Source organism: Pseudoalteromonas sp. XMcav2-N, assembly GCF_024124545.1.
Classification (GTDB): domain Bacteria; phylum Pseudomonadota; class Gammaproteobacteria; order Enterobacterales; family Alteromonadaceae; genus Pseudoalteromonas.
The window spans coordinates 139,453-166,068 of record NZ_JAMXSF010000010.1 but is presented as its reverse complement, the minus strand read 5'-3'; the positions used below and the strand labels follow the sequence as shown (position 1 = coordinate 166,068).

The 26,616-nt window shown below is 48.0% G+C and carries 23 protein-coding genes and 1 pseudogene; 15 read left to right on the top strand and 9 right to left on the bottom strand.

All coding sequences use genetic code 11. The features are described from left to right. Positions 1 to 21: 21 nt before the first annotated feature. Positions 22 to 591, bottom strand: coding sequence for a hypothetical protein (locus tag NH568_RS14415; RefSeq protein ID WP_253048361.1), 570 nt, complete (start codon positions 589 to 591; stop codon positions 22 to 24). A 238-nt stretch (positions 592 to 829) separates the two neighbouring features. Here NH568_RS14415 and NH568_RS14410 point away from each other — a divergent pair, with 238 nt between their 5' ends. From NH568_RS14410 to NH568_RS14380, 8 genes and pseudogenes are all read left to right on the top strand, one after another. Further along, positions 830 to 1,903 carry an SGNH/GDSL hydrolase family protein gene (locus tag NH568_RS14410; RefSeq protein ID WP_253048360.1) on the top strand — a complete coding sequence of 358 codons (1,074 nt, stop codon included), beginning with the start codon at positions 830 to 832 and terminating at the stop codon, positions 1,901 to 1,903. 97 nt (positions 1,904 to 2,000) lie between these two features. Further along, positions 2,001 to 2,444, top strand: a complete 444-nt coding sequence (locus NH568_RS14405) for a carboxymuconolactone decarboxylase family protein (protein WP_253048357.1) — start codon at positions 2,001 to 2,003, stop codon at positions 2,442 to 2,444. After that, positions 2,407 to 3,171 carry a helix-turn-helix domain-containing protein gene (locus NH568_RS14400; RefSeq protein ID WP_253048356.1) on the top strand — a complete coding sequence of 255 codons (765 nt, stop codon included), beginning with the start codon at positions 2,407 to 2,409 and terminating at the stop codon, positions 3,169 to 3,171. The genes NH568_RS14405 and NH568_RS14400 overlap by 38 nt, the downstream gene beginning before the upstream one ends. Positions 3,172 to 3,284: 113 nt before the next feature. After that, positions 3,285 to 3,863 (top strand): annotated as a pseudogene (locus tag NH568_RS14395) (CNNM domain-containing protein). 54 nt (positions 3,864 to 3,917) lie between these two features. Continuing rightward, a complete protein-coding gene (locus tag NH568_RS24010) occupies positions 3,918 to 4,040 on the top strand; it encodes a hypothetical protein (protein WP_290444251.1) in 123 nt (40 codons plus the stop codon). 8 nt (positions 4,041 to 4,048) lie between these two features. Then, complete coding sequence (locus tag NH568_RS24205; RefSeq protein ID WP_253048355.1) at positions 4,049 to 4,327, top strand: CBS domain-containing protein; 279 nt, start codon at positions 4,049 to 4,051, stop codon at positions 4,325 to 4,327. 21 nt (positions 4,328 to 4,348) lie between these two features. Then, complete coding sequence (locus NH568_RS14385) at positions 4,349 to 4,546, top strand: transporter associated domain-containing protein (RefSeq protein WP_253048354.1); 198 nt, start codon at positions 4,349 to 4,351, stop codon at positions 4,544 to 4,546. Between the two features lie 235 nt (positions 4,547 to 4,781). Next, a complete protein-coding gene (locus NH568_RS14380) occupies positions 4,782 to 7,043 on the top strand; it encodes an ATP-binding protein (protein ID WP_253048353.1) in 2,262 nt (753 codons plus the stop codon). Positions 7,044 to 7,078: 35 nt separating this feature from the next. Here the strand turns inward: NH568_RS14380 and NH568_RS14375 are convergent, their stop codons facing one another. The 7 genes from NH568_RS14375 to NH568_RS14345 all read right to left on the bottom strand — a co-directional run bounded on the left by NH568_RS14375 (position 7,079) and on the right by NH568_RS14345 (position 14,806). After that, the gene (locus NH568_RS14375; RefSeq protein ID WP_253048352.1) at positions 7,079 to 7,546 is read right to left on the bottom strand and encodes a helix-turn-helix domain-containing protein; all 468 of its coding nucleotides are present in this window, start codon (positions 7,544 to 7,546) and stop codon (positions 7,079 to 7,081) included. A gap of 238 nt (positions 7,547 to 7,784) precedes the next feature. Then, positions 7,785 to 9,020 carry a hybrid sensor histidine kinase/response regulator gene (locus NH568_RS14370; RefSeq protein WP_253048351.1) on the bottom strand — a complete coding sequence of 412 codons (1,236 nt, stop codon included), beginning with the start codon at positions 9,018 to 9,020 and terminating at the stop codon, positions 7,785 to 7,787. Beyond that, complete coding sequence (locus NH568_RS14365; RefSeq protein WP_253048350.1) at positions 9,013 to 11,427, bottom strand: ATP-binding protein; 2,415 nt, start codon at positions 11,425 to 11,427, stop codon at positions 9,013 to 9,015. Before NH568_RS14365 ends, NH568_RS14370 begins: the two co-directional genes overlap by 8 nt. 126 nt (positions 11,428 to 11,553) lie before the next feature. Further along, the gene (locus NH568_RS14360) at positions 11,554 to 12,000 is read right to left on the bottom strand and encodes a GNAT family N-acetyltransferase (RefSeq protein ID WP_253048349.1); all 447 of its coding nucleotides are present in this window, start codon (positions 11,998 to 12,000) and stop codon (positions 11,554 to 11,556) included. 220 nt (positions 12,001 to 12,220) lie between these two features. Then, positions 12,221 to 12,682 (bottom strand): NfeD family protein, encoded by a 462-nt coding sequence (locus NH568_RS14355; RefSeq protein ID WP_253048348.1) that lies wholly within the window; start codon positions 12,680 to 12,682, stop codon positions 12,221 to 12,223. Further along, positions 12,679 to 13,638 carry a slipin family protein gene (locus tag NH568_RS14350; protein ID WP_253048346.1) on the bottom strand — a complete coding sequence of 320 codons (960 nt, stop codon included), beginning with the start codon at positions 13,636 to 13,638 and terminating at the stop codon, positions 12,679 to 12,681. The genes NH568_RS14355 and NH568_RS14350 overlap by 4 nt, the downstream gene beginning before the upstream one ends. A 58-nt stretch (positions 13,639 to 13,696) precedes the next feature. Continuing rightward, entirely contained in the window at positions 13,697 to 14,806 is a 1,110-nt protein-coding gene (locus NH568_RS14345; RefSeq protein WP_253048344.1) for an alanine racemase, read from the bottom strand. A gap of 286 nt (positions 14,807 to 15,092) precedes the next feature. Here NH568_RS14345 and NH568_RS14340 point away from each other — a divergent pair, with 286 nt between their 5' ends. Further along, complete coding sequence (locus NH568_RS14340; RefSeq protein WP_253048343.1) at positions 15,093 to 15,713, top strand: class I SAM-dependent methyltransferase; 621 nt, start codon at positions 15,093 to 15,095, stop codon at positions 15,711 to 15,713. An 8-nt stretch (positions 15,714 to 15,721) separates the two neighbouring features. Here the strand turns inward: NH568_RS14340 and nudB are convergent, their stop codons facing one another. Further along, positions 15,722 to 16,162, bottom strand: coding sequence for a dihydroneopterin triphosphate diphosphatase (gene nudB / locus NH568_RS14335; protein ID WP_253048342.1), 441 nt, complete (start codon positions 16,160 to 16,162; stop codon positions 15,722 to 15,724). A gap of 532 nt (positions 16,163 to 16,694) precedes the next feature. On the opposite strand from nudB, the gene NH568_RS14330 reads away from it, so the two are divergent. The 6 genes from NH568_RS14330 to NH568_RS14305 all read left to right on the top strand — a co-directional run bounded on the left by NH568_RS14330 (position 16,695) and on the right by NH568_RS14305 (position 26,605). Next, positions 16,695 to 17,750 carry a tetratricopeptide repeat protein gene (locus NH568_RS14330; protein WP_253048341.1) on the top strand — a complete coding sequence of 352 codons (1,056 nt, stop codon included), beginning with the start codon at positions 16,695 to 16,697 and terminating at the stop codon, positions 17,748 to 17,750. Positions 17,751 to 17,856: 106 nt separating this feature from the next. Continuing rightward, the gene (locus NH568_RS14325; protein ID WP_253048340.1) at positions 17,857 to 19,725 is read left to right on the top strand and encodes a M6 family metalloprotease domain-containing protein; all 1,869 of its coding nucleotides are present in this window, start codon (positions 17,857 to 17,859) and stop codon (positions 19,723 to 19,725) included. Between the two features lie 372 nt (positions 19,726 to 20,097). After that, positions 20,098 to 22,728 carry a TonB-dependent receptor gene (locus NH568_RS14320; RefSeq protein WP_253048339.1) on the top strand — a complete coding sequence of 877 codons (2,631 nt, stop codon included), beginning with the start codon at positions 20,098 to 20,100 and terminating at the stop codon, positions 22,726 to 22,728. A gap of 95 nt (positions 22,729 to 22,823) precedes the next feature. Then, on the top strand, positions 22,824 to 23,645 hold the full coding sequence (locus tag NH568_RS14315) for a transporter substrate-binding domain-containing protein (RefSeq protein WP_253048338.1): 822 nt from the start codon (positions 22,824 to 22,826) through the stop codon (positions 23,643 to 23,645). A gap of 27 nt (positions 23,646 to 23,672) precedes the next feature. Next, entirely contained in the window at positions 23,673 to 25,337 is a 1,665-nt protein-coding gene (locus NH568_RS14310; protein ID WP_253048337.1) for a methyl-accepting chemotaxis protein, read from the top strand. Between the two features lie 50 nt (positions 25,338 to 25,387). Next, positions 25,388 to 26,605, top strand: a complete 1,218-nt coding sequence (locus tag NH568_RS14305; protein WP_253048336.1) for an Nramp family divalent metal transporter — start codon at positions 25,388 to 25,390, stop codon at positions 26,603 to 26,605. Positions 26,606 to 26,616: the final 11 nt, after the last annotated feature.

Here is a 26,616-nt window from a genome sequence, read left to right as displayed (position 1 = left end):
AAGATGCTGCAGGGAGTAAACCTATTGTTCCTTCATGTCTGCTTCATGCCAGGAGAATTGCCCGGAGAAAGTGATGCAGTTCATCGTCGCCAGCTCGGCATTGGCAACATAAAGCTGGTTGGTATCTGACTGAGGATAGGTAAAATACTCGCTGCATTGTGCGCTCTGGCCCGGGCCAATGACCACCTCAGTACCGGCTTTGAGTGTACAACGCACCAGCATGTCCAGTGGTGAGTATTTGGGGCAAATATTGAATTCAGCGCGATACAGAGAAATCGGTCCGGTCGGCTTTTCCAGTGACCACCATTTGCCCAGTTTCGATCCTTCGTAGGTACTGTTCCAGGCACGCCAAATGACCAGGTCCTGAACAGCCTGATAGTTTTGCGCATTACACAGCCCACCCTGGCCGCTATCCAGAATGATGCCCGGCGGAACAGTCTGATCAGCAAGTAATTGCAAACCGGGATGTTCAAGTTGTGGCATCTCGCAGCCGGGGACCACATTGGTTGAGTGTGATTGCGGTGTATAAGTCTGGCTGCAGCCACCGAGTAACAGCACTGATATTATCGTTGCCCGAGCAATTGAAAACATGTTAATTGACTTTGTTTTTAAATTTACCTTCTGGTAACTATATTGCCTTTTGCATAGGAATAAAAGAGGGGGTGTACTAAATTTGTCATTATTTGGTATTGGTTTTTGAGTGTGGTAGCGGTCTGTATTTTCTTTTCGAGTCCAGAGGCTGACGAGTTTAGAAAATTTCAATTTAATCGGCTTGTGGAGTTAGGGTTTAAACACTAGGTTTACTTTTTTAACAAAAAAGGAACTTGCTATGTCTCGCTTAATATTCATTTTACTGGGGCTGAGTGTTAGCCTGAGTTGTTTTGCCAATATTCTGCCCGCTACCCATCATGCGTTGGTCTATGAAGGCCGCATTCATAAAAACTATCAAGACGGCAGTGTTGAATTCAACTGGCCAGGCACAGCCATTCATACTCAGCTGGTGGGTAAATCCTTGGCAGTTAACTTAATGGGCCACGGCGAGCAGTTCGACATTCTGGTTGACGGCAAGTTACATAAAAAGATAGCTACGGCGCAAACCGGAGAGGTGCAAAGCTTTATATTGTTTGAGCAACCACAGCCAAAACGCGTGCACATTGAAGTGGTCAAGCGCTGGGAGCACTACGAGGCGCGCAGCAAACTTCTTAGTTTTGAGGTAGATGGCCGGCTCGAAGGTACCTGGGAGGTGCAACCACATATTCTCTTTATAGGCGATTCGATTAGTGCCGGCTTTGGCAGTGAATCTACCAAAAGGCAGTGCACCTGGCAGGAGATCAATGATACCAGCAACGCCCGGCTGGCTTTCCCTTATCTGGCTGCGCAGCAATTAAGTAGCTCCTTTACGCAGGTTTCATATTCCGGTTTAGGCTTAATTCGCAACTGGAATGGCAACCAGTCGCATCATACACTGGTCGATTATGTAGATAAAATATCAGCGGTGTTTGGCGATGAATTGCCCTATCAGGAAAGGTACCCCGAGTTAATCGTACTTGAGTTTGGCACCAATGATTTTAGTACCGACCCTCAACCCCATGAGCCATGGCAAACCATTGAAGAGGTAAAAGCTGCCTGGGAGGAAGCCATGGTCGAGTTCGTTCACTCTTTGCGCAGTCGTTATCCGGAAGTGGCCATAGTGGTTATGCCCCGACCCGCTTACCCCTACGATTTTATCATTCCGGCGACGGACACAGCATTGAAACAGTTGGCCAGCGAAGGGATCGAACATGTGTATGCCAATACCTTTGTTTCTCCTCTGGAAGGCTGTATCTGGCATCCTACGGCGCAGGAACATAAGGATATTGCATCCGGACTGGTCGATTTTATCAAACAACACGACCTGCTCTGATTGCCGGATACTCAGGCGATAAAGTCGTTTTTTTTCAATCCTGTTGTAATGCGAGCAGGTAATCTGACCGCCATGAAAGACACAACAGGAAAAGGCCATGAAAAGAGCCAATTATTTACAATGTGCCCCTAAACTGATGCAACACCTGTTTGTTCAGGAACAATTACTGAATGAGGAAGTAACGCGTCACTTGGATACAAAACTTTGGGAGCTGGTTAAACTCAGAGCGTCTCAGCTAAACCAGTGTGGCTACTGTATTGCCATGCACAGTCGCCAAGCGATGGAGCTGGGGGAATGCGCCAAACGGATCATCGCACTAAACGCCTGGCGAGATATGTCAGGCTTTACAACGCAGGAGCGACTGGCACTCACTTTATGCGAGCAATTGACAAACCTCCAACCCATTGAGGATACTCTGTATGCACAATTGTCAGACGTGTTCAGTGACGATGCCCTGGTTACTCTGACGATTGCTATCAATGCTATTAATGCCTGGAACCGAGTTGTCAAAATGTTTAAACCTGACCCAGATGAACAGTGAGCTAATTTTACAGCGCCATCAACCGGACGGCGAAACAGGGCGATACGTGCAGGCCGTGTGGTTTGCACGTGCCACGCAGGCGGGTACTCGCTGGTTACCCTGCGATGGTGCTCAGGGCGTTTTATTTTTACTCAAAGGTGAGTTGACGCTGGATGAGCATAAAATATCTGCGCCTTTTCATATTCAGGCCCCTTCAAAACAATCTGCAGAACTCAGTTACAGCGCCGGAGCCGAATTTGCCGGGATCCGCTTATTCCCAGCGAGATTCAAGGCACTTCAGGAAGCAGTTCATCCAGTGTTATCGACATCCGGATTATGTGCGCTGGCTGAGCAGCTCACACAAGCGCCGGAACTGCATACTCTGCAGCAATGGCTGGACACTTTTGCTGCCTCAGTGCCGAACTTAAGCTGTGACCTGCAATACACTTATCAGCTGATTAATCAGCTGATGCAATTAAATCCGCTTGAAGACGCTTATCGTGCTGTACCCCTGTGTATGCGCCAGCTTGAGCGTCAGGTAAAAGAACAGTCAGAGCTGACTCCCAAATATCTTGCTCGTATTTATCGGATCCGCAATGCGCAGCAAAAACTCAGAGATAACCCCATGACAAATCTGGCACAATTAGCATTGGCTTGCGGGTTTTCTGATCAGGCGCACCTTACCCGGGAGTTTAAAGACATTCTGCGCATCACCCCAGGTAAATATGCCCGCCAATTATTTGTGTAAATAGCGATTTTTTTATTGCCAGCAACGCCGATTGGGCGTATATATCGCGCTCGAATTCCGTTTAACCGTCAGGTGTGTAATTGGACCTTATATGGGTTTTTTTGCTCATAATAATGAGCGCTGTGTTTGCTTTATGCGAAATATCTCTGGCTGCTGCGCGTAAAGTAAAACTGCAAAGCAGACTGGATCTGGGCGATCTCCGCGCCAAAAAAGTGATGTATTTACAGGCCAACGCACACCAGTTTTTTGCGGCTGTTCAGGTGGTACTGAACGCCCTGGCCATTGTTGCCGGTATGATTGGCGAGTCGATATTTACGCCCTACATCTATCAGGCATCGTAAGCCATTTTGGGTCTGTTTGTTGCTGATGTGGCGCAATATCATACGATTTTGTTGCAGGTTTCAACGGTGCTGTCTTTTTTGCTGATCACGGCCATGTTTGTGTTGTTTGCCGATCTGCTGCCTAAGCGGGTTGCCATGGTGATCCCCGAATCTATTGCAATGCGCTTTACCAGCCTGATGCTGGCAAGCGTTTGGCTGTTTAAACCTGTGATTTGGCTATTTAACCTGATGGCGGATGTGATTATTCGCGCATTTAAATTGCCCAATCAGCGCGATGAACTGATCACCCGGGATGACTTGTTTGCAGTGGTTGACCAAAGTGCTGAGCAGGGAGAGTTGGGGGCACATTAGCACAATATTATCGGCAATGTACTGGATCTGGACCAGACCAGCATTACTCAGGCAATGATCAATCGTGATGCCGTCGAATGGCTCAATATCCATGACGATGAAAAAGCGCTGGCAAAACAAATTCAAAGCCACAGTTTTCAGCAGTATTTACTCTGTGATGCTAGCTGGATCAGGTGATTGCGGCCGTGGAGGCGAAGCAGCTGTTAAGTAATCTGATTGCAGGCCGACCCCTGCTCGATGCACAGCAGGAGGCTTTTTTACGGCCGGTTATCCTGCTCGATACACTGAGCTTATCGGATGCACTGAACGCGCTAAAAGCACATCCTTGCAATACTGCGGTGGTGATCAATGAGTTTGCGACTGTGGTGGGTATGGTGACATTGTCCAGCATTCTAAACTTTATTGCGCTCAAAGACAGCGAAGCGATAGAAGCTCAGTTTCGGCAAAAAGATGCGTCACGCTGACTGGTGCAAGGTGACATGTCGATGAAAGATTTCCAGCTGTCGGTGGTTGAGCATGAGTTTATGCCCGTTGACGCAATAGAGACGCTGGCGGGGTATCTGATCCATCACTGCCGACATTTTCCGCATCAGGGCGAAACAATAGAAATTGAGGGCTTTACCTTTAAAGTGACAGAGATACAGGGCCTGGCCATCAAGCAGATTGAAGTGAGCCGTAGTTAAACCTGCCATGATTGGCACCCGCGATTGGCACCTTCAAGTCAACTTCACGCCGAAAGGTGGAAAGGTAGTGTAGTGCATTGTGTTTTAAATCAGTGTTTCAAATCAAAGTGCCAGACAGTATTTCAGCCGGGCACTTTCACTCACTTTACAAGCCTGCATCTGTCTTCTAGAGTTTTGAATAACCGTTAATTTTAGGAGAGCTGCACATTTATACTGGCTCCCTATCGAGCAGCCAGTGCAATTATCTACGCCTTCTTTGTTGCTTATGGCGGGTGCAGGGGTGGTTGCCTCCGCACTGGCCTTAGTGTTTTTGTGGCTGGCCAACCGCGATGTAAAAGCCACGCTATACTGGGCGTTGTCACCAATCTGCCTGGCACTTTGCATGATCCTGTTTGGGGTGCAAAACGAGCTGCCACTGAGTGTTCGTTATCTGTTACCCAATTTGTTTGGTCAGGCTGCCCTGATTTTGGTGCTCATTGGCTGTTACCATGCCTGCGAACAAGTTGTACCGCTGCGCCAGATTGCCTGCTATTACGGGGCATTTTTGCTCATTCACTGTATTTTCACTTACGTCGTTTCAAATTACGCGTCACGGCTGATCTTAGGTATGCTCACGCTTACCATCACATCAGGGTGGATCTGGGCTTGTCTGTATCGTTTCGGTCGGCCTCGCTATTCGGTGTCATTTGTACTGATCAGCCTGAGCCTGGGGTTTGTCACGCTGTTTGCTCTGGGTAAAGCGTTTGATGTTTTGTCAGACCCCGCAACCAGTAGCCTTCAGCAAGATCAGACATTGAAAGCGCAATTATTTGTGATTTCCTTGTTTATGAGTCAGCTGGTGTTTAATTTTGCGTTTGCGATCATGACCGGGGAATATCGCAATGCCAAAAACCGTGAAATTCAGCATCAATTGATAGAGTCGAATCAGGCACTGCAGCAGGCAAAGCAACGTGCAGAGCAGCACTCCAAAATGAAGTCTGAATTTTTGGCCAATATGAGTCATGAGATCCGCACACCAATCAATGGTGTGATTGGGTGTCTGAACTTATTGCTCAGTCACGACCAGGATGCACAGCAGAAACAATACGCCAAACTGGCTGACGCCAGCGCCCATTCGTTACTGGGCGTGATCAACGATATTCTGGACTTCTCTAAAATTGAATCGGGCAAACTGGAGATTAATGTCGAGTCTGTTGATCTCTATGAGCTGGTTGATTCAGTGGTGAAGTCGTTTGCGATTACGCTGGATCAAAAGCAGCTCACTTTGCTGGTAGATTGCCACGCTCTGAAACATCGTTTTGTTCGTCTGGATCCGGTCAGGGCGCGGCAAATCCTGACCAACCTGCTAAGTAATGCTGTTAAATTTACTGACACAGGTACGCTTCAGCTGATTTTGAGGTGTGACGAGGTGGAACTGTCAGTCACCCAAAATTCGGTCACTGCGTTACAATGCGATGTCATTGATTCTGGCATTGGCATTAAACCCGAAGCCAGGCACAAACTGTTTAGTTCTTTCAGTCAATGTGATGCCTCGACAACCCGTAAATATGGCGGCACTGGATTGGGGCTTGCTATTGTTAAGCAACTTTGCAAGTTGATGAACGGAGATATTGAGCTGGTTGAAAGCACCGAGCCCGGCGCCCATTTTCGTTTTCATTTTGAGGTTGAGGCGCAAAAAGGCGGGCTGTGGGGCAGGGATATTGCACCACAAGGGGCGCGTGTTGCGGTGTTGTCACAGCAACCCAGATTAACACAAATTGTCTGCCGGCAGCTTGAGGTGTTGGGTTGTCAGGCAAAGGTGTTGATGTTACCCCTTGCTGGCGATATCAGCCACGATGTGTTGATTTTGGATATGACTGAACCTGCGTATCAGGAGAAACAGCTGGAAGCGCTCAGGGTCTTATCGGGGAGTCGAAAAATCCTCGCTATTTGCAATATGCAATGTGATACACAGCACGAACCGGTATTTGCTCAGCATCAGATAACGGTCGTGTATCCACCGGTTACCGCCAAAGATATGGTCCAGATGTTTTCAGGTAATTCTGGTTCTAAGCTACCCAAGCCAGTAGTCGGGGAGTCTCCCCTACGTGGCTTACGTGTGTTGCTTGCAGAAGATAACCCAATCAATCAGGTGGTTGCCAGTAAAATGCTGGCAAGTTGGGAGGTAGAAGTACAACTGGCGGAGTCCGGAAAACAAGCTGTGGATATGCTCAAAGCCATGCCAGAGCATGCCCTACCGGATTTAGTGTTGATGGACTGCCAGATGCCCGTAATGGATGGCTATGAAGCAACCCGGCATATCCGCAGCAGCCCGGAGCTGGAGGCTTGTCGTGACCTGCCCATTATCGCGCTGACTGCCAATGCCATGCAAGGGGAGCGTAAAACGTGTCTGGCCTGCGGTATGAGTGGTTATGTCAGTAAACCCATTCAGGCCGATGTCCTGCAAGCTGAGATGCTCAAAATGCTGGTGGACAAAGCCGCAGGCCAAACGAAGTAGGTGCTTAGCGGCGAAAGAACTCTGTTTGTCTCTATTTATAGCTTCCGCCCCAGGCGTTTCTCTATCTGGCGCTTTTCCCATTGCGCCCCAAACAAGTCAAAGACCTCAAACGCGCTCGCCCAGTGACTGAGCAGTCCTATTCCCCAGCCGAGTGCTGGCCACCAGGCCCAGATATACTCTGGGCTGGTGAAAATGTTTATGCCAAACAGTACGGCGTTGACTAGAACATAGGTGATTAAGTGCGAGTAAAAATCTTTTATGGCGCGTACCTGCTCTATGACACGTTGTTCCTGATGGGATATGGTTTCATGGTTCATATCATTCGGCTCCTCTTTGAGATCTGCAACATCAGTTTCAAAAACAGCAGCTAACGATTTTAATGACTCCAGACTGGGACTCTGACCTCGCTCAATTCGCTGAATAGTACGAATACTCAATCCGCTAAGCGTTGCCAGCTGTTCCTGCGACCAACCGCGTTGTAATCTGAGTTTCCTGATAATCATTATTTTTCCTGTTTGCTGCTCTGTCACTTGTTTTACGCCTATCCTCGACGATAGTGTACGTCAGCGTAACGACACCAGAATGACAAAGTATATATTTCAATATGTTAGATGAAGGGTAACGCACTTTCTCTGAACCACAAAATTGCGAAAACCACCCTCGCAGCATAATACTATCTGGGGGTTAGGCACACCGACATCTCAAAGGCTTGGCAGACTATAAGTAGATAACTGTCTGGCATTAGCTAGTTTTCAACTCCTGTGGCAGTATAATATGAAATACTGTGCCTTCTCCGGGCTCACTGGATAACGCAATACTGCCTTTCAAGCGAGTTTCGACTAGTTTTTTCACTATATACAAACCCAGCCCACTGCCGCCTGTGCCTACCCGGGTTGTGTAGTATTTATCAAAGACTTTGCTGGTCTGTTCACATTCAATCCCTTTACCATTGTCTTTTATGCTCAGGGCAACATTGCCATCCAGGTGCTCTACATGAATATCTACAGTGCCAGCGGTTTGTTCTTCAAATGCGTGTATCAGTGCGTTATTGATCAGGTTGATCAACACCTGAGACAAGGCTCCGGTATCTGACACAATGTGGAGTGTTTGCGGGCAGTTAATAGAAACTGTGTGGGGAGTACGTTTTAACTTAGGCGTCAGGACGTATTGAATATTGTGCAGGTAGTCGTGTAAGTTGCACTGTGAAATAGTACCACTGAACTCGCCCACCACTATGTTCTTAAAGCTGTCTATCAGGTGCATCACATTATCCATACTGGATAGCACTATCTCACAGCTTTGGGCCGTGTTATCAATAAAGGTTTGCAGATCCTGCTTTGCCAGGGTTTGCTTTTGTAACTGCTGGCCAAGTTCTTGCTGTTTTTCATTCAGATGTGACACTGCGGTACGCACCACGCTTAAAGGGGTACCCAGCTCATGGGTGAGCTCTCCAACCAGCTCACCAATATGGCTAAAATGTTGCGAGGTCTCCAGTTGTTGCTCTTTGAGCTTTGAGAGTTTCTCCAGCTCCAGCGTCTTATCCCTTAGCGTGGAAATAAGCTCATCACGTAAATTGATCAATGCCTGTAATTGCAGATGAGTAGATACGCGGGCCAGTAATTCTTCTTGGCGAATGGGTTTTGTGACGTAATCGACCGCGCCGACACTAAAGGCTTCAACGATGTCACTTAATTCGCTTTTGCCGGTGACAAAGATAACCGGGATCTCTTTCACTTTGCCCAGTGACTTTAGCCGGCGGCAGGTTTCAAACCCGTCTATGCCGGGCATCATGACGTCGAGTAAGATTAAGTGGGGAAGGAAAATGGTGGCAATATTAATTGCTTCTTTGCCTGAAGTGGCAAATGCGACCTCGTACCCCTCGGGTTCTAAAAAGTTGGTCAGAAGTTCAAGGTTTTCAGCCTTGTCATCAACAATCAAAATTCTGCAAATGTTCAGTGAAACCGGATCATCATCCATCTTGCACCTCGTCGAGCGCCGCAATAAAGCCTGACATATCAAACCTACTTATAAATTTAGCCAAGTATTGCGCAAGCTGCCTGTTATTTGGCTGCTGAGACTCAATTTCTTTCAGGGCTTGTTTGATGCGCGAGCTGTTATTGACCTGAGCATATTGGATCAATTGCGCGCGTTGTTCCGCGGGTAGCGAAAAATTGGCAGGCTGGATCTCATTTGACGGCTCATTATCAGAGTTTGCTGATTCCGCCAGTTCAGTACTTTCAAAGTGTTCAGGGAAGAACGACAACAAGGAGTCGAAGATTTGCTCGATTGTGTAGGGCTTACCAATAAACAGGTCAAAGCCAATACTGAGGTAATGTTGTACCTCATGGTGTAAGCTGAATGCTGAAATAGCGACGCATTTTAGCTCAGATAAACCAAGGTCCTTTCGAATGATAACAACGGCTTCATCGCCGCGCATAACGGGCATGAGCAGATCCAGAAACACAATATCAAAGTTCTTTTGCTGAATGAGTTCGATGGCTTGTTTGCCATCCTCAGCGTAATCTACGTCAATACCACAGGCTGCCAGTGTCTGGCCAAGTATCTCCCGATTATAGGCAACATCGTCTACGCATAAGGCGCTCAATTGTTTGTCGGCACGAACACTTAATTGCTGCAAATTTCTTCTCTGGGCGTTGTTGGTAGCCACCTGTGTCTGTTGCAGTGGCAAAGTAAATGAAAAACAACTGCCTTTGCCGGGTTCAGATTGCACATTCAGCTTACCGCCCATCATTTCAACTTGCTTCGACGAGATACACAGACCCAGACCAGTACCGCCTTTTTCAACACCGGCACTGCCTTGCGTAAAGCTAGTAAAGAGGTTTTGCAGATCTTCTTGTACGATCCCCGGTCCGGTGTCTTGCACCTCGAAGTGGTGTAACCCCGGTTCTGGCTGGGTGTAGCTCAGTTTAATGGTCCCCTGATCAGTAAACTTTACGGCATTACCAAGCAAATTGATCAGCACCTGGCGTAGTTTACCCTGGTCGCCATGAACCCCTGTCGGTGCATTAAGCGTACTGTCTAGTTGCCAGGTAAGCTGCTTTTGCTCGCACTTGAGCTTGAACATACTCCCCAAGTCTTCAAGCAGTGAATTCAGTTCAAAATCAACGGGGTTGAGCTTACTTGAACCCGCTTCTATTTTTGAAATGTCCAGCACGTCGTTAATAATGTCCAGCAGGTGATTGCCCGCGCGGATAATTTTGTTCATGGTGCCTTTGTGGCTGGTGCTTAAATCATTGGCTCGTTCGAGTAATTGGGCAAAGCCAAGCACCGCATTGAGCGGGGTGCGGATCTCGTGGCTCATGTTCGATAAAAACATGCTTTTTGCCAGATTGGCTTGCTCTGCGCGCTCTCTTGCCGATTGCAATTCAGCCGTACGCTCTTCGACCAACCCCTCAAGCTCAATATTATTGTTGCTGAGCCTTTCCTGAAGCAGGGTGTTACGCCAGGCAATGCCCAGATTATGACCCAGATTCAGCAGCAGTTGCGCTTCTTGCTCTTCTATCTGGTTGGTGTAACAGGCTATCGCAAAGATGGGCGTACCATCGGCTTTATCACCCAGAAATAGCAGGGCGTAATTGTCCAAAATGGCACTGCGCTCTGAATGGGCGCTCTCTTGAGCACTGTATTGCGCCATAAATTGCTGCCGGATTGGCTCTGGCATGGCCAGCGCAATGTCTTCCTGAGGCAGGATCTGCTCAAAGCTTTCTCTGGTGTGATCCAGCTCAACAATAAATACACTCATTGGGGCAGGTTCAAATTGCTGGCTAAGTGGCAAAGTTTCCGTGAGTGTCTGAAACACCCTAAGTTCAAATTCAACCAGCTCAGAGTCGCTCAAAAGGGCATTGGTACAGGTGATGATTTTGTCCAGTCCGGACTGGACTTGCTGGGTTTTGTCCAGATGCTGATAAGTGCGTAGTGCAACCAGCACCGACGCTTTTAATTTACTGCTGGTAAGCTCAGTTTTGGTTTTGTAGTCATTAACATCGTATTCCCGGGTAATGTCAGATTCTGGCGCCATACCTGGCTGGCCGGTGCGCAATATGATCCGAACTTTGTGATTCTGAGCTTGCTCACGAACATATTTTGCAAAGTCCAGTCCGGCCTCTGCGGTTTCCATCACCACGTCGAGTAAAATCAGAGCAATGTCGTCATGTTCAGCCAATAGCTGCTGTGCCTGAGTACCACTGTAAGCATTCAGAAAAGTCACGCCGCGGCCATCCAGTTCCATCTGCTCAAGTACCAGCCTTGAAATCTGATGGATGTCTTCTTCATCATCAACCAACAGGATTTTCCAGGGGGGCAGGCTGGGTAACTCTTCAGGTTCATCATCAGAGCCAAACAGGAGCGTGTCATCGTCAAACATATTACATCTCACTTCACGTAACGAACTTACAGTGTAGTGAATGATCAATAAAAACGACCACTGATTGGCGCATTTATCACGGCTGAGGCACCCTGAATGCAAGCATTTGAAGGATTATAAAAGCAGCTAGGGCAGCGAGGCTTCCATAGGCCGATAAACCAGGCCGCCAGACTCGGCAACCTCTCCGGCCAACTCAAAACCATACTTTTGATAAGCCCCCACCGATGACAGCGAAGCCGAAACCGTTACGCTCTGCTCCGTGGCCAGTTCAAATGCCACATTAATCAGGGCTTTGCCAACCCCTTTATGTTGATGAGCCGGTGCAACAAACAACATGGCGATATGACGACCCGCCTTTAGCTCAAGCATACCAACAGGCTTGCCTGCAATTTCAGCCACCAAAACTTGGTTGTCTTCCGCCAGCCGCGCCGCAATCGCAGCAGGGGTGGCGATTGCCTTAAAAGTATCCCGACCTGCTGCTGGTAAGGTATTGGCCAGCGCACAATCAAATGATTCCATACAAATCTGACTGAGAATATCTAAATCCTTTTGTTCTGCGGGTCTTACGTGCATGTTATTCCATGTTATTTAGTTGTGATATTTTTGGGGGTAATGGTGATGCAGAGATCGATTTTAAAATGTCTATCCCAGTGATCAAATCTACCGCATCTCTACAGAATCAACAATGCAGGCTTTGAACTAAGCAATACAAACACCGAGCGAAATATTGCCTGTAGCTGGCTTACCGGTCATCTCTGACTTCACTTCCTAGCGCTGCGAAAAGGTGTTTCTGTCACTCGTCACCGAGCGCCTCTACCCACAGCACCCCAACACTTTTCTTGACCACTTTGACTGTGGTGCCTTTTGCAATAGGCGTTTCGCTTTTTAGCTGCCAGGTGATCCCGGAGTAGGCATGGGTGAGCTGGCTTTGCTCGTTGAGGTCATCACTGAGTACCAAGGTGATGTCGGCAAAGTCGCTGTTTACTTCTGTGCTCTCTGTTTTGGCTTGCATACGCTTGAGCGGTTGCCACAGTACAGCTGCCAGAGCCGCTGTTAATACCGCATTGACCCACAATGCATTCATGAGCGTTGCGTCCAGTAAGCCCACTGACATCATCAGACCACTCAGGACGAGTGACAGGCCGAGGAAAAACAGTACAAAGGTGGCGAAGCCCAGTACGGCTACTTCTATGATTAAAGCCAGCAGCCCGAGTACAATCAGGATCTGGCTCAGATGTTCAACAATCAGGGTCACGACTGCTCCTTTTGCTTTTTATTCAGGCTGTTGATGATCGACATGCCCTGTGCCACCAAAGAGCTGGGATCGGTGCCGCTTTCAGGCAACAAGACCACGGATGACTCGCGGGCAATGGCCTCTTTGGCAACAATGGCTTTACTGGCAAGGTCGAGCTGAATGGCTTTTTGGCCTTCTTCGGTGTTGGCGGCTTCACCGACTTTTCTCAGTGCATCTGCTTGCGCTTCCGCAACAGCGATAATGGCTTTTGCTTCACCTTCTGCTTTGAGGATCTGCTCGGCTTTTTCAGCTTCTGCGGCCAATACCTGGGCTTGCTTCTTACCCTCAGCCACGTTGATGGCGGCCTGTCTGTCGCCTTCCGATTCCAAGATCTGCGCACGCTTAACCCGCTCAGCTTTCATTTGCGCTTCCATGGCTTCCATTACTGAGTTGGGTGGCACTATGTCTTTGATTTCATATCTGAGCACCTGAATGCCCCAGGGGTCGGATGCGGCATTGATGGCAGAGACAATATTGGTATTGAGCATATCACGCTCTTCAAAGGTTTTATCCAGCTCCATTTTGCCCAGCTCACTACGCATGGTGGTTTGCGCCAGCTGCGTGACCGCGAAGATGTAATCGTCGACGCCATAGGTGGCTTTGTAGGGGTCCAGCACCCGAAAGTACAGCACACCATCCACAATCAAAGAGATGTTGTCGCGGGTAATGGCAGACTGTGAAGGCACATCGACGGCTTGCTCTTTAAGGCTGCGGTCGGCAGAGACCTGATCGATAAAAGGCACAATAAAGTTCAAACCAGCTTCTTTGGTTGACTGGTATTTACCAAACCTTTCTATGATCCAGGCGCGGTTTTGCGGCACAAACTTGATGCTGCCTTTGAGTACAAAGATGATAAAAATCAGTAAGAACGCCTCAACGGTGAGGAGGTAGTCGAGAATGAGCGTGATAGGGTCCATGTTTATTCCTTCTTTATTTCCGTGTCTGTACTATAGCAACAATGCTGAATGTGGACCATTACCAGCCGCCAAAACGTGGCCAGTAGTCTATTTCATCATCCGAAATCACCTGATAGCCTGCATGTTGCGCGGCGGTGGCACAGGCGTGATTTGGCAATATGCGCAGTAAGGTGCCAATGGCAAAGTCGTGGGTGCTGAGTGTGTTTGGTAACACGACGATACCATGCTCCTGATTGGCACTGTTGACATACAGCCCGGGTAAAACGTGCCCGGTTTCATTACATACCTGACCGTAACCGCCTGGCTGTGACGCCAGACCAGGGTCGCGTGATAAGGCCATCCAGCCCGCGTCCAGGATCAGCCAGTTCTTTTCCTGATTATGACCAATCACCCGGGTAAGGACGCTTAAGGCGATATCCTCTGACTGGCATACGCCAAGGTCAGCCATAACAAGATCCATACTAGCGTAAACGCCAGCTCGCACTTCGGTGATTTGTGCAAACCCTTCACCCAACAGTGCTGTGGGTGTGGAGCCTACGCTAATAACGTCACAGCTGATTTGCTGCCTTTCCAGTTTACTGGCTGCATCGCGCACGGCTGCTTGTTCTTGCTGTGCCATTGCTCTGATTTCGTCCAGGCTGCGGCAGTCATATGCACCGCCGGCATGGGTCAGGACACCACTAAATAGTCCAGCGCTTTGCAGAATTTTAGCAATGGCAATGAGTTGGGGATCATCCGGTTTTATGCCGGCCCGTTTGCCGTCACAGTCAATCTCGATCAGGCAGCTAAACTGGCAATCATTTTCCCGACAAAAAGCATGGACAAATTGCGCCTGTTCGAAGCTGTCCATAAGAATGTGCATAGTGATGCCCTGGTTTTGCAGGTCCAGTATCTCAGGCAATTTGTGTTCACTGATCCCCACTGCATAAGTGATATCTTTGCAACCTGCCTGAGCAAACTGTCTTGCTTCTTGCAGCGTCGAAACTGTACAGGGCGCCGACAGATCACTTAGCATATACCGAGCGGCATCTACCGACTTCAGGGTTTTGAGGTGTGGCCGCGAGGTCACATCAAAGCGCGCTAGCTGTTTATTTAGCCGATTGATATTGTTCAGTAGCTTTTGCTTATCCAGCAATAGACACGGGGTCTGTAAAGAATCTAGTGACATAAAAACTCCTGGTGTAATGGATCCCTGACGCAGGTAACAGGCTGCAAAAATGGGGGAATCCTGGCGTGCTCTCAATCATTCTGGTTACATGCGAATAGTCGCGAAGAATACGCGGAACTAACCCCTTCATATGGCAACCAATGTATACGTTTTTGTCACTAAATCAAAGCGTTAATCTTGACTGAACCAAGGCCATATTTAACCAAAATGTCATAATTGTGCCTTTATTATTGTCTATGATGGCGTTGTATCAGGAACAATTAAAAATGGTTGGAGCCTAGCATCTATGCCTATGCAATATTATGAAGACAATGCATTACAACTCGCCAAAGTGTATCAATCATATCGCTTTGAGCTGCTACATGCCTCTTGGCTAAAATTTGTGACGCCATTGATGTCTGAAACAGGTCTGAAGTTCCTGGATATCGGTGCCGGCGCTGGCAGAGATGCCCGGTTTTTTGCTGAGCAGGCAGAAAATGCAGAAGTGGTTGCGGTAGAGCCCGTATGTTCGTTAAACCGTTTAGGGCAAGCTTACACCCGCGATATGCCGGTTAACTGGTATCAGGATGAGTTGCCCTGTTTGTACAAAGTACGTAAGAACCATGCTGCCTTCGATGTGATTTTGGTCAGTTCGGTGTTTAACTATTTGCAGTCCAGTTCCGGCCAGCAGGCAATGCTGACCTTACGCACTTTGCTGAACCAGCATGGTTTGCTGGCTATTAAACTGCGCCATTGTGATGATGAGGAAGCACTGAAAGTGCGCGGCATGCAAAATTGCTCGGTTGAGTATATTCTTGATATTGCACAAAAGGCAGACTTGCATTGTCTTGAGGTAACTGAACCGGAAGAGGATGCACAGGGCAGAGCCTCTGTCACCTGGCAGACGCTGCTATTTAAACCTGCTTAATAGATAAATTAAACCCGTTCAATTGCTAAAATCTCCTGGCTGTTACTGGTTGACCAGGCTTGCTCGGCTGCTTGTTGCTGGGTGAGCCAGCGGTAAGCCAGATGCTCTTCTGGCGCAAGCCGTACCTCGCAACCACTCGGCACACAGACACTGAATACGTACTCAGTGTTAACAGTCGCACCTGCGACATATCGGTGCCGCCACTGTTCTCTGATGGTGTACTGATTGCACTTTTGGTGATCTTTGATTGTGACCCCAAGCGCCTTTGCATCAATGCCTGTTTCTTCCAGTAACTCTCTGTAAGCCGTTTCAATCGGCAACTCTCCGGGATCAACGCCACCCGTCACAGATTGCCAGAAACCGGGATCATCTGCGCGTTGTAGCAGTAAAAATTCGTTGTGAGTAGTATAAATGACGACAAGAACGGAGTGAGGTAGTCTGAGTGTCATAAGTGGCCGCTGTACTATTTTTACTAAATTTACCCAAAAGTAAGTCAGTTTGGCAAGTACAAGGTTACAGGCAAAAAAAAAGGCAGGAAACATCCTGCCCAACCTCCAATAGCAACAAAACTGTGCCAGGAAATACCCAATAAACCAACATCCTTGTTGGTAAGCTCTACTTCTCGGGAGTTCATTTGGAATGACTCGTGTGATAAGCCATGCCCTAAGGAACGACTTCATGCTATCGCAGTGTTTTCCAAATGTAAACACATAAATGAGATATTTCATATTAATATTTTTATATTGTGTGTTTTTGTCTATTTTTTATCAGTAAAATTATGATCTTCCTGTTTTGTGTGTGATTCAGGTAAAAATGACGCTTTCTTTCATTGTTAACATTTGTGTTTTTTTTGTGTGTATTTTGGGGCGTTTTTTGACCGAATTGCATTAATGATAGCCAATCAGAGTTCGGTGTGTCCTCTGGTATATTAATTGTATCTGTACCATGCTTAATAAGATTGCAATTAGGTGTCACTGATTTATGCTCACAAGCTTGTTGTTTTCCGCTGCCGTCACTTTAACTCCTGCGGAGTTGTTCAAAACGTTAAACCAACTAAAAGACCTGAATGGCAAAAACCCAACGCGGGCGGTCGCTTTGTTTCGAGAGGTGTATGACAAGCTGCCTGAGGAGCCCAGTAAAGGGCTATTACAAGTTTATCTTGCCGGACTCGAGTCGAGTGTGCGGTCACATGACTCAACATCTGTGTCCGGTATAATTAACCAACTGAGTAAAGATCAGTGGCAAAGCTATCTGCATGGAGAACACATTCATGTTATTGGCTCTTTGGCCGTATATCACAGGCGTATGCACGACTACCAGTATGCGCAGCTGCTCAATGAGTGTGCGTTGAATTATGTAACAGATGATAAGCAGTACGCTCGGATTGCGAACAATTTGGCGGTGGTTTATCGCTTTACAGGTCAGCATAAAAAAGCCACAGGCATACTCAAAGACGCGATGATGCTTTCAGAAGACAGAGAGATCATTGCCAACATCAAAAACAACCTGGGTAATTTGTATTTTGATAGCAATAGTTATCGAAATGCCCAGTTGATGTATATCCGGGCATTTTTATTTCACTCAGAAACTGAACAATTTGGTCATGCCGCTGGTACGGGCCTGAATTTACTGAATACACAAATTCATTTACGTGACTGGGGTGGGTTTATGCGCTTTAAAACATCCGTCGCGACTCAGATAAATGCCAGTGGGCAGGCTGTTTTTAATGACTTCTATCGGTGGCAACTGGCGGTATTCGACACTGTGGTTGAATCACGGGTACTGCAATCGGATATGCGGGAAAAATTAATGGCCTCAATGCCGACACTAATCAATTCAGAATTAACACCTTCTATCGATCTTTATGTTCAGTTACTGGCAAATAAAGCCATTGCGGATGCCTGGTCTGCTGCAAAGGCAAAACAGCAACCCCAGCAAAATGATAAACCAGTTACAGCAAGGATTTCGTTGCGACGTTGGTGTGGTCAGGTTGAAAGTACACCCGGCCGAAATAGGGCGGCAGCGTTTTGGCAATAAAAATTTAAATTTGATAAGTTGTAAAAATATGGTTAATAATTAAGTTCCCAATTTCATATCAAACCTGATATGAGAGGGGCTATTACACATGTAAAGGAACTTAATTATGCGAACACTACACGCTTTATTGGCTATCAGTGCGGTCACTATGACCACACTGGTTCAGGCCGCAATCCCCTACAACAACACACGTTACGAATTCACTCAACCAAATGGTCAGACTGTGACCCTGTATCTGCAAGGTAATGATTACTACGCAGAGCAACGGACCGCGGACGGTCGCCTGGCTGTTTACGATGCATCACTAAAAGGCATGGCTTATGCTAAGGTCAGTGCGGATGGCGCAACGCTGGTTTCAACTGGTCACCTAGTTGAGGAACTGCACTCTGTTCATCGCCTTACTGTCAGTGAACCACAGACAGGCCTCAGTGACGCCGCGAAAGCTGCGTTAGTGGCATCAAAACGCGCGCAAATGCTGGGCAGCGATAAGCTCTCTCGTTCATCCACGATCCGTACGCAGGGGGGCGAAGAGATCAGCGGTCAGGTGAAGGGGCTGACGATCATCATCGATTTTCCGGATGAACGGGGTAGCATTTCCAAAGCGCAGGTAGAGCGCTTTTTAAACGATTTGAATTACAATGAGTTTGGTAATGCGCAGTCGGTGAGGGGCTACTTTCGATCTGTATCAGGCGATAAGCTGGATTACACCAACACGGTGACACAGTATTACACCGCGAAAAAGAACAAAGCGTATTATGCCGATTCCAGCCTGAGCTCGACGGTTCGTTCTCAGGAGCTGATCAATGAAGCATTACAATGGCTCGAATATCAGCAAGGGTTTGATTTTTTTCAGCTGACCACCAACAGCAGTAATCAAATTCGTGGCCTGAATATCTTCTATGCCGGTAACTCGGACAGCGCCTGGTCGAAGGGGTTGTGGCCCCACATGGCCAGACTCAGTCCGCGTTTTTGTGCCGATGGCGTCTGTACTGATCGCTACCAGATCACAGATATGCGCGCCAGCCTGGCGATCGGCACGTTTGTTCATGAATCGGGTCACTTAATTACCAACTGGCCAGACTTGTATGATTACGATGGTAGCTCTGAAGGATCCGTTGCCAGTTTTGGTGTGATGGGATACGGCGCCATTGGAACAACCAATCGCTATAAACCAACGCCGCCAGTGGCGCATTTCAGAGCCATTGCTGGCTGGGACACAGTAACAGAATTAAACCCCGCGATTAACGCCAATGCACCATCTGGCCGGCTAAGTCATACCTCAGACAGCGGCACTTCTTATAAATGGACGAATCCGGCCAACAGTAACGAAGCGTTTTACATCGAAGCTATACACAAGTCGGGGCAAAACTCAGAACAACTCGATCAGGGACTGGCTGTGTGGCATGTCGACATTCGTGGCAGCAACTCCAATGAATGGTATCCGTACATTCAGATGGAGCATGGTGACGGCAATCGGGACCCGGAATACAAACGCAATCGTGGTGATGGCAGCGACCTATTCGATGTAGCAGGAGAATTTACCCAGGCTTTACCTAATGCACAAACGTCTCGTGGTACCAATGCGCTGTGGTGGAACGGCAGTGATTCCGGACTCAGGATCCGCGATATTTCCGATCCGGCACAAACCATCTCTTTCACAATCGAGTCGTCCACACAACCTGAACCGGATACTTACACAGGCACTTTGAGCGATAAGCAAAGTGCGATTGAACCAAATGGCACCTGGTTTCAGTATGGCGGTGGCACCATAGGCTTGTCGTTAAGTGGTCCGGCGAGTGCTGATTTTGATTTAAAAATAGAGAAGTGGCTCAATGGCCGTTGGCAACAGGTTGCCATTTCCGAATCACCCACTTCCACGGAGTCGATCAATTACAGTGCATCATCTGGTTATTATCGTTTTGTGGTCTATTCCTACTCAGGCGCGGGCAGCTACACACTTCGTGTGAGTAAATAGACGAAAAGAGGTAATTAGACGTGCCTGGGAAAACTGGCCAGGCACGTCCGCGCTTAGTCGGCCATATTGGGTAAAAAAACCGCATAGTTTTACCATGACTTTGAAATCTCAGGCTATGCTTAACACAGCAATATAAAATGCTGTAGGAGCGATACCACTTCGTGTCTAGTGTTTTGCCATATCCTGGGCGAGTACTTCTGACTACTTATCTGATGTAAGTGTTTTACTTGTATTACTAAGACACTTGTATCGCTGCTAGCAGCAGAGCGAAAGCCTTACACTGGCGAGACATGTCAGCGATTTGGTAGCTGTCGTACTCCAGGGATATATAGCACTTGAGAACTTTACCGTCAGATAGAACAAGGTGAAATCATGTGCAACTCCTCGCTCAGAGCCCCATCTTTGCTATTGCGGGCTCTGCCTATACTACTCTGTCCGGCTCTGGTCGTGGCTGAAACACCCACCGATACCCAAAGCAATGAGCAAAGCGCCATCGAGACCATCACAGTAACGGGCTCGCGGATTAAACGCTCTGTTCAGTCAGAGAGCGCATCTCCTATATCAAGTACTGAGCTGAGTGACCTGACGGATATTGGCGCCAATAATGTCAGAGATCTCATCGAAGTATTGCCGTTTAATGCAGGCTCGCAAAACAACTCAGATAATTTGTCGCAAAACTTCACCGCGGGCACCTCGAACGTCAATCTCCGGGGGCTGGGTGTATCTTCTACGCTGGTGCTGCTAAACGGTATCAGGCAGGTCACATCCGCAGTGGTAACCGATCAGGGGGCAAGCTTTGTTGATACCGCCTCCCTGGTGCCAACCCTGGCGATCAAACGAGTTGAAATACTCAAAGATGGCGCATCTGCTATTTACGGCTCTGATGCGGTTGCCGGGGTTGTGAATTTTATCACCCGTGATGATATGGAAGGCACTGAGATCCAGTATGAGTATCGGACACGCTGGAGCGATGGAGATCAGGAGGACACCAAAATAGACTTTGCCCATGGGGGTTATGTTGGCGACACCGGTCACATGCTTTTTGCCGTCAGTTTTCTTGAGCGTTCCAGCTTATTACTCGACGAAGTAGATTGGTTACAGCCCGCCACCAGTAGTTTTGGCAACCCGGGTAGTTTTGTTATTCCTTCTCTTGCGGACGAGAACAATCCCAACGGCCTGACGGTTGCAGATCCAAACTGTGTGCAAAATGGTGGGATTTTCTCCGAAGGGTCGAATGGCAACTCGTTTTGCTTGTTTGATTTTGGCCCGCAGATCACCGCAGTGCCGAACGAAGACAGATTGCAAGCTTACGCTCGTGCATCCTGGGACTGGAGCGATACAACACGCTTATGGGCTGAGTTTGGTTATGCAAGAAATAAAATAACCCGGGAAGTGTCGCCCAGCTTTCCCGTACTTAATGCGCCCAGCGTGCTGGCCAGTCACCCCGATAACCCCTACGGCGAAGATATTTTCTTCAGAGGTCGCCCCTATGGTGTGGGGAAACCGACCGAAATCAATTACTACGACCATACTACATCGCGCTTGGCGATGGGCGGAGATGGTGAATTAACCGAGGGTATTTACTGGCAGTTTTCGTTTGTTGCCGCGGCAAACGACGCCATACTGAACCCCAGAGATGTGATCACAGATAACTTCCAGGCTGCCTTGCATGGTTTCGGGGGGACTAAATGCAACGGAGCCTCTCAGGCTGGGCTGGGGGAGTGTTTCTACTTCAATCCTTTTGATCCGAACGACCCTGACAATGAGCGACTGAGAGACTACATCATCGGTGACTATATAGGCGACGCTGAATCAGAAATGCGTGTCTATGAACTGGTCATAACCGGCGAATCTTTGTTTGAAGTGGGCGGGGGAGATGTAGGTTACGCGCTTGGCATGCAGTATCGCGATGAATCTATCAATAATGTCTACGACTCCTTCACTCAGCAAGATAGCTTTGCTTTTTTGATTGGCAACCAGAATTTTTATGGGGAACGTGACGTAAAAGCGCTGTTTGCTGAAGTCCTTGTGCCAGTGACACTCGACTTAGAAATAGGTGCAGCTGTACGCTACGAAGATTATGGCGAGTTTGGCGGTGACACTACCAATCCAAAGGTCTCCTTCTTGTGGCTGGCCAATGATATGTTTTCGTTCAGGGGAACCTATAGTACCTCTTTCAGAGCGCCTTCTGTGCATCAACTTCAGGGCGTACAGACAAACTTTGCCAATATAACTGATCCTGAGGACGGGTCCACAACCTTTGGCGGCAATAGAACAGTGGGAGACCCCGACTTAGTACCGGAAACCTCACAGGCGGTTAATCTTGGCTTGACATTCTCTGCTGATGAGTTGTCTGTGGATGTTGACTATTGGGACTTTTCTTTTGAGGATGTGCTAACACGAGAGAGTCACCAGGCAGTGGTCAATGCCAACCCTAATGACCCAAGCCGGGTGATCCGCACCTCTGCCGGTACTATTTCCATCGTCAATACCAAATTCATCAATGCTGAGGCCATTGATACTTCTGGTTTGGACATCAGCGCCACCACCCTTTATCGCTCCGATATGGGGGATTTCAGGCCACAACTTAAAGCCACCTATTTGCTGAGCTACGATTTGATGGATGCGTCCGGGAATACCAGTGATGGACTGGGTAAACTCAACCGCAATACGGTGGGCAATCCGGCTCCACGGTTAAGGGGAAGCATAGGTCTTAACTGGTCTGATGGTGAGCACAGTGCCAACGTATACCTGCGTCATGTTGCCAGCTATGAAAACGACGTCAGCGGGGAGTCTATTGGCTCTTTCAATACCTTTGATTTGCAATACAGTGTCAATCTTGGCGAGGTTATCAGAGATGACTCCGAAACCCGGCTTATTGCAGGAGTCGTCAATGCAACTGACGAGGATCCACCCTTTGTGAGTATTGCGGGCAGCTATGACCCCAGAACCGGCGACCCAAGAGGGCGTCGGGCATACATTAAGATTCAGCTGAGTTTTTGAACTATGGCCAGGTGTTTACATAAGTCACTGTATCGGTCTCACTACTCAGTTGCTGGTTGGGTGATACAAACCGCGCGACGGGAGACGGAATAACTATGGCCTGTCGGGTGTTACTTCACTTCGTTGCATTGTTGTGTTTGCTGGGGGCCAGCCTACCCGAGGAGCGTGTAATCAAACTCGTGACGCTGGAATACCCGCCCTATGAGTTTCAGGGGAAAAATGGCCCCAGTGGTATTGCCGTTGAACTGGTACGGGAAGTGTTCAAACGCATGGAGCAGCCCTATACGATTGAAATTTTACCCTGGGGCAGGGCCATCAGAGAAGTCGAAACGGGCCGCTACGATGGTATTTTCACTATCTATAAAACTCCGCAACGACTCAAGTTTTTAGATTACGCGGACGAAATATTGATAGAACAGTCTATTGCGCTGTTTACCCTGAGGAAAAATAATATTCACTTTGATGGTCGGCTCAACTCTCTGGCACCTTACCGGATAGGTGTGATGCATAAAGTAAGCTATGGATCTGAGATCGATAAGGCCATCCGCACCGGCGTATTTGAGAGTGTGGTGACGACAGATACAGGTCGCAGGAGCTTTGAGCTGCTGCTTGCCGGCCGTGTTGAGGTGGTGATAATCAACAAACTGGGAGCGCTTGAGATCATCAAGCAGCTTGGTATTGAAGAGCTAGTTGCTGAAGTCCCCAGCTATCGCTACGAGATACCGAGCTTTATCGCATTTTCCATGGCCAAAGCCCTGGATAAAACCAGGCTGGAAGTTGAGCAAACTCTGCGGGAAATTAAAAAAGACGGGACGTACGATAAAATCCTGCGGGAGTATCTTAAACACTACAACAAGGAAGAATCCATATACGATACGTCGCCGCAAACCGGCAAAGACGTCGAAGAGCGCTCCTAGAGCAGCGCAATAAAGAGGCCGAACAGCATGAAACTCAAAATAAAATCTAGGCTCATCTTGTTGTCATTGATCCCTGTGATCATCATCTCATCGGTTGTGACCCTGATTACTTATCTTGAGGCCAAAAAACTCAATGAGGTGCAGGTTGACCTGAGCCGTAAAGAGATGATGCGGATGAAACGCGTTGAGCTCAAAGCGTATCTGGAAATTGCCAAATCAGCATTAACTCCTTTGATGCAAGGCGACCATCCACAATCAGATGCCATTGCACTCCTTAAGAACATTAAGTTCAGTGGCAGTGGCTATTTGTTTGGCTTTAAACCCGACGGTACGCGGGTTATGCAGGGGGACAGCGATCAGGGAATTGGTAAAAACTTTATCGATTTACAAGACAAAAGAGGCAATTATCTGGTACGGGATATTATTAATTCTGCAAAAACAGGTGATGGCTACTCCGTTTACTATTTTCCCAAGCTGGGTCAGACTGAGCCTCTGCCCAAGCTGGCTTATAGTATCTATATTGCCAAATGGGACATGGTCGTGGGCACGGGCTTTTATACCGATGATGTCGATGCATTGGTTAAGTCAATGCGAGATAAGAATGAAATCCAGCTTTACGAGAGCATTACCAATATCTTGTTGTTCACGCTAGTAGTATCCGTTGGCGTTGCAGCCCTGGGCCTGATCATCAGTAAGAGCATTACAGTACCCTTATCTAAGTTTGAAGACACCATCCATATTTACGCGGCAAGAGATGCCGATTTAACGGTACGCATTCCGGATTTTACCGTTCCTGAGTTTGACAGTCTGAGTCGGGATTTTAATATTTTCTTAGGACAGCTTCACGAATTAATCAAAAAGGTTGCGAAGCTGACCAATGAGGTTGTTGATGAAACCCAGCAAATCTCTTCGGCCTCCGGAAATATCAATTCCATTTTGCTTCGCCAGCAGTCAGAAACCGAGCTGATTGCGACGGCAATGACGCAGTTAACAGCATCGGCAGAAGAAATCTCGCGCAATGCTAACGAGGCAGCAAACTCAGCTAAAAATGCCGATGGCAGCGCCAAAGATACCCGTCACTCTGTTGATGAAGCGATGAACTCGGTGAATACTTTAGCGCAAAAGCTGGATGAAGCCAGTGGTGTTATCTCTAAACTGGAAGGGGATGTTCAGGGGATCTCTGGATCTTTATCTATCATTCAGGAAATTGCTGAGCAGACCAACCTGCTGGCGCTGAATGCAGCCATTGAAGCGGCACGCGCGGGAGAGCAGGGGAGAGGGTTTGCCGTGGTTGCCGATGAAGTGAGAGAGCTGGCTACCCGGACACAAAAAAGTGCAGCTCAGATCCTGAGTGTGATTAACACGCTGACAGACGGCTCAAAAGAAGCGGTGCGTGCCATGGATTCGAGCAAAAGCTGCAGTGCTATCACCGTTGACAAGGCTGCATCTGCAGCCGAGTCGCTCAAGCAGATAGTGCTGTTTATCAATGAAATTATGAATGTGAATGAACACATTGCCGATGCGACGAAAGAGCAAAACATCGTAGACAAAGAAATATCGGAGCGGACGGAGTCCATTTCGCAGCACAGTAAAGAGTCTGTCTCAATCGGTACCGAAAACTTAGCGATCAGCACCAATCTTAGCGAAAAAGCGGCAGAGCTGGCAGCCATCGTGAATCGTTTCAAAATTTAAGTGAGGTGAGTTAAGTGGATACCAAAGTACCTGTCAGGAAAGCGTGAACCATGCTAAAGAAAATACAAAACCTGGGGCCAGGTGTGATTGTGACCGCAGCCTTTATCGGACCCGGCACAATTACCGCCTGTACGTTGGCTGGCGCTCAATTTGGATATGCTTTGCTGTGGGCATTGGTGTTTGCAACCATAGCAACGATTATTTTGCAGGAAATGTCGGCTCGGGTGGGAATCGTGACACAAAAAGGATTGGGCGAGGTGATCCATGAGTCGTTACGAGAATCTGTCTGGAAATGGCCGCTCTTTGCTTTGATTATTGTGGCTATCTGTATTGGCAACGCCGCCTATGAAGCGGGTAATTTGGTGGGCGCTGCGCTGGGTATTGAGGCTATTTCTACCCCAGGTAAGTGGGTATTCAGAGGATCAATTATTGCTTTAACTGCCCTTGGTGCGGTGATTTTAATGCTCGGAACCTATAAGCAAATTGAGCGCATTCTCATCGCGCTGGTCTCGATTATGGCGCTGGCATTTGTGATCACTTTCTTTTTGGTGGGCCCAGATCTGACAGCGTTGTTCAAAGGATTGGTGACACCTCAGTTACCTGAAGGGTCTTTACTTACAGTCATCGCGCTGATCGGAACAACGGTGGTGCCCTATAATTTATTTTTACATGCGTCAGCGGCAAAAACGCATTGGTCGGATCCTAACGATATTCCTCAAGCGCGTACTGATACCGCAATTTCAATTGGTCTGGGTGGCCTGATTGCGATATTGGTGACGTCAACGGCTGCAGCCAGCATTTTTACGCTTGGCCTGAGCGTCAATAACGCCGTGGATATGGCCAAGGTGTTTGAGCCCTTGTTTGGAAGTTTGTCTAAATACCTGCTGGGCGTTGGGCTTTTTGCTGCGGGGTTGAGCAGTGTGATAACCGCGCCATTGGCAACCAGTTACGTGGTATCTGAGCTGCTGCAGTTGAACACTGAGGTGGATGGCAAAGCATTTCGTCTGATCAGTGTGACTATTATAGGGATTGGGGCAGTGCTTTCCATGGCTAATATAAAACCCATAGAGATCATTTTACTTGCCCAGTTTGCTAACGGACTATTGCTGCCGGTTATTGCAGGCTTCCTGCTCTATGTTATGAATAATACGCGGATGTTAGGGCAATACTCAAATACGCAAGTTTCAAATATTCTCGGGTTTTCAGTGCTGATTTTCACTGCAATGCTGGGCATTCGATTAATAGGAAAGTCACTGGGCTGGATTTAACACCCAATAAC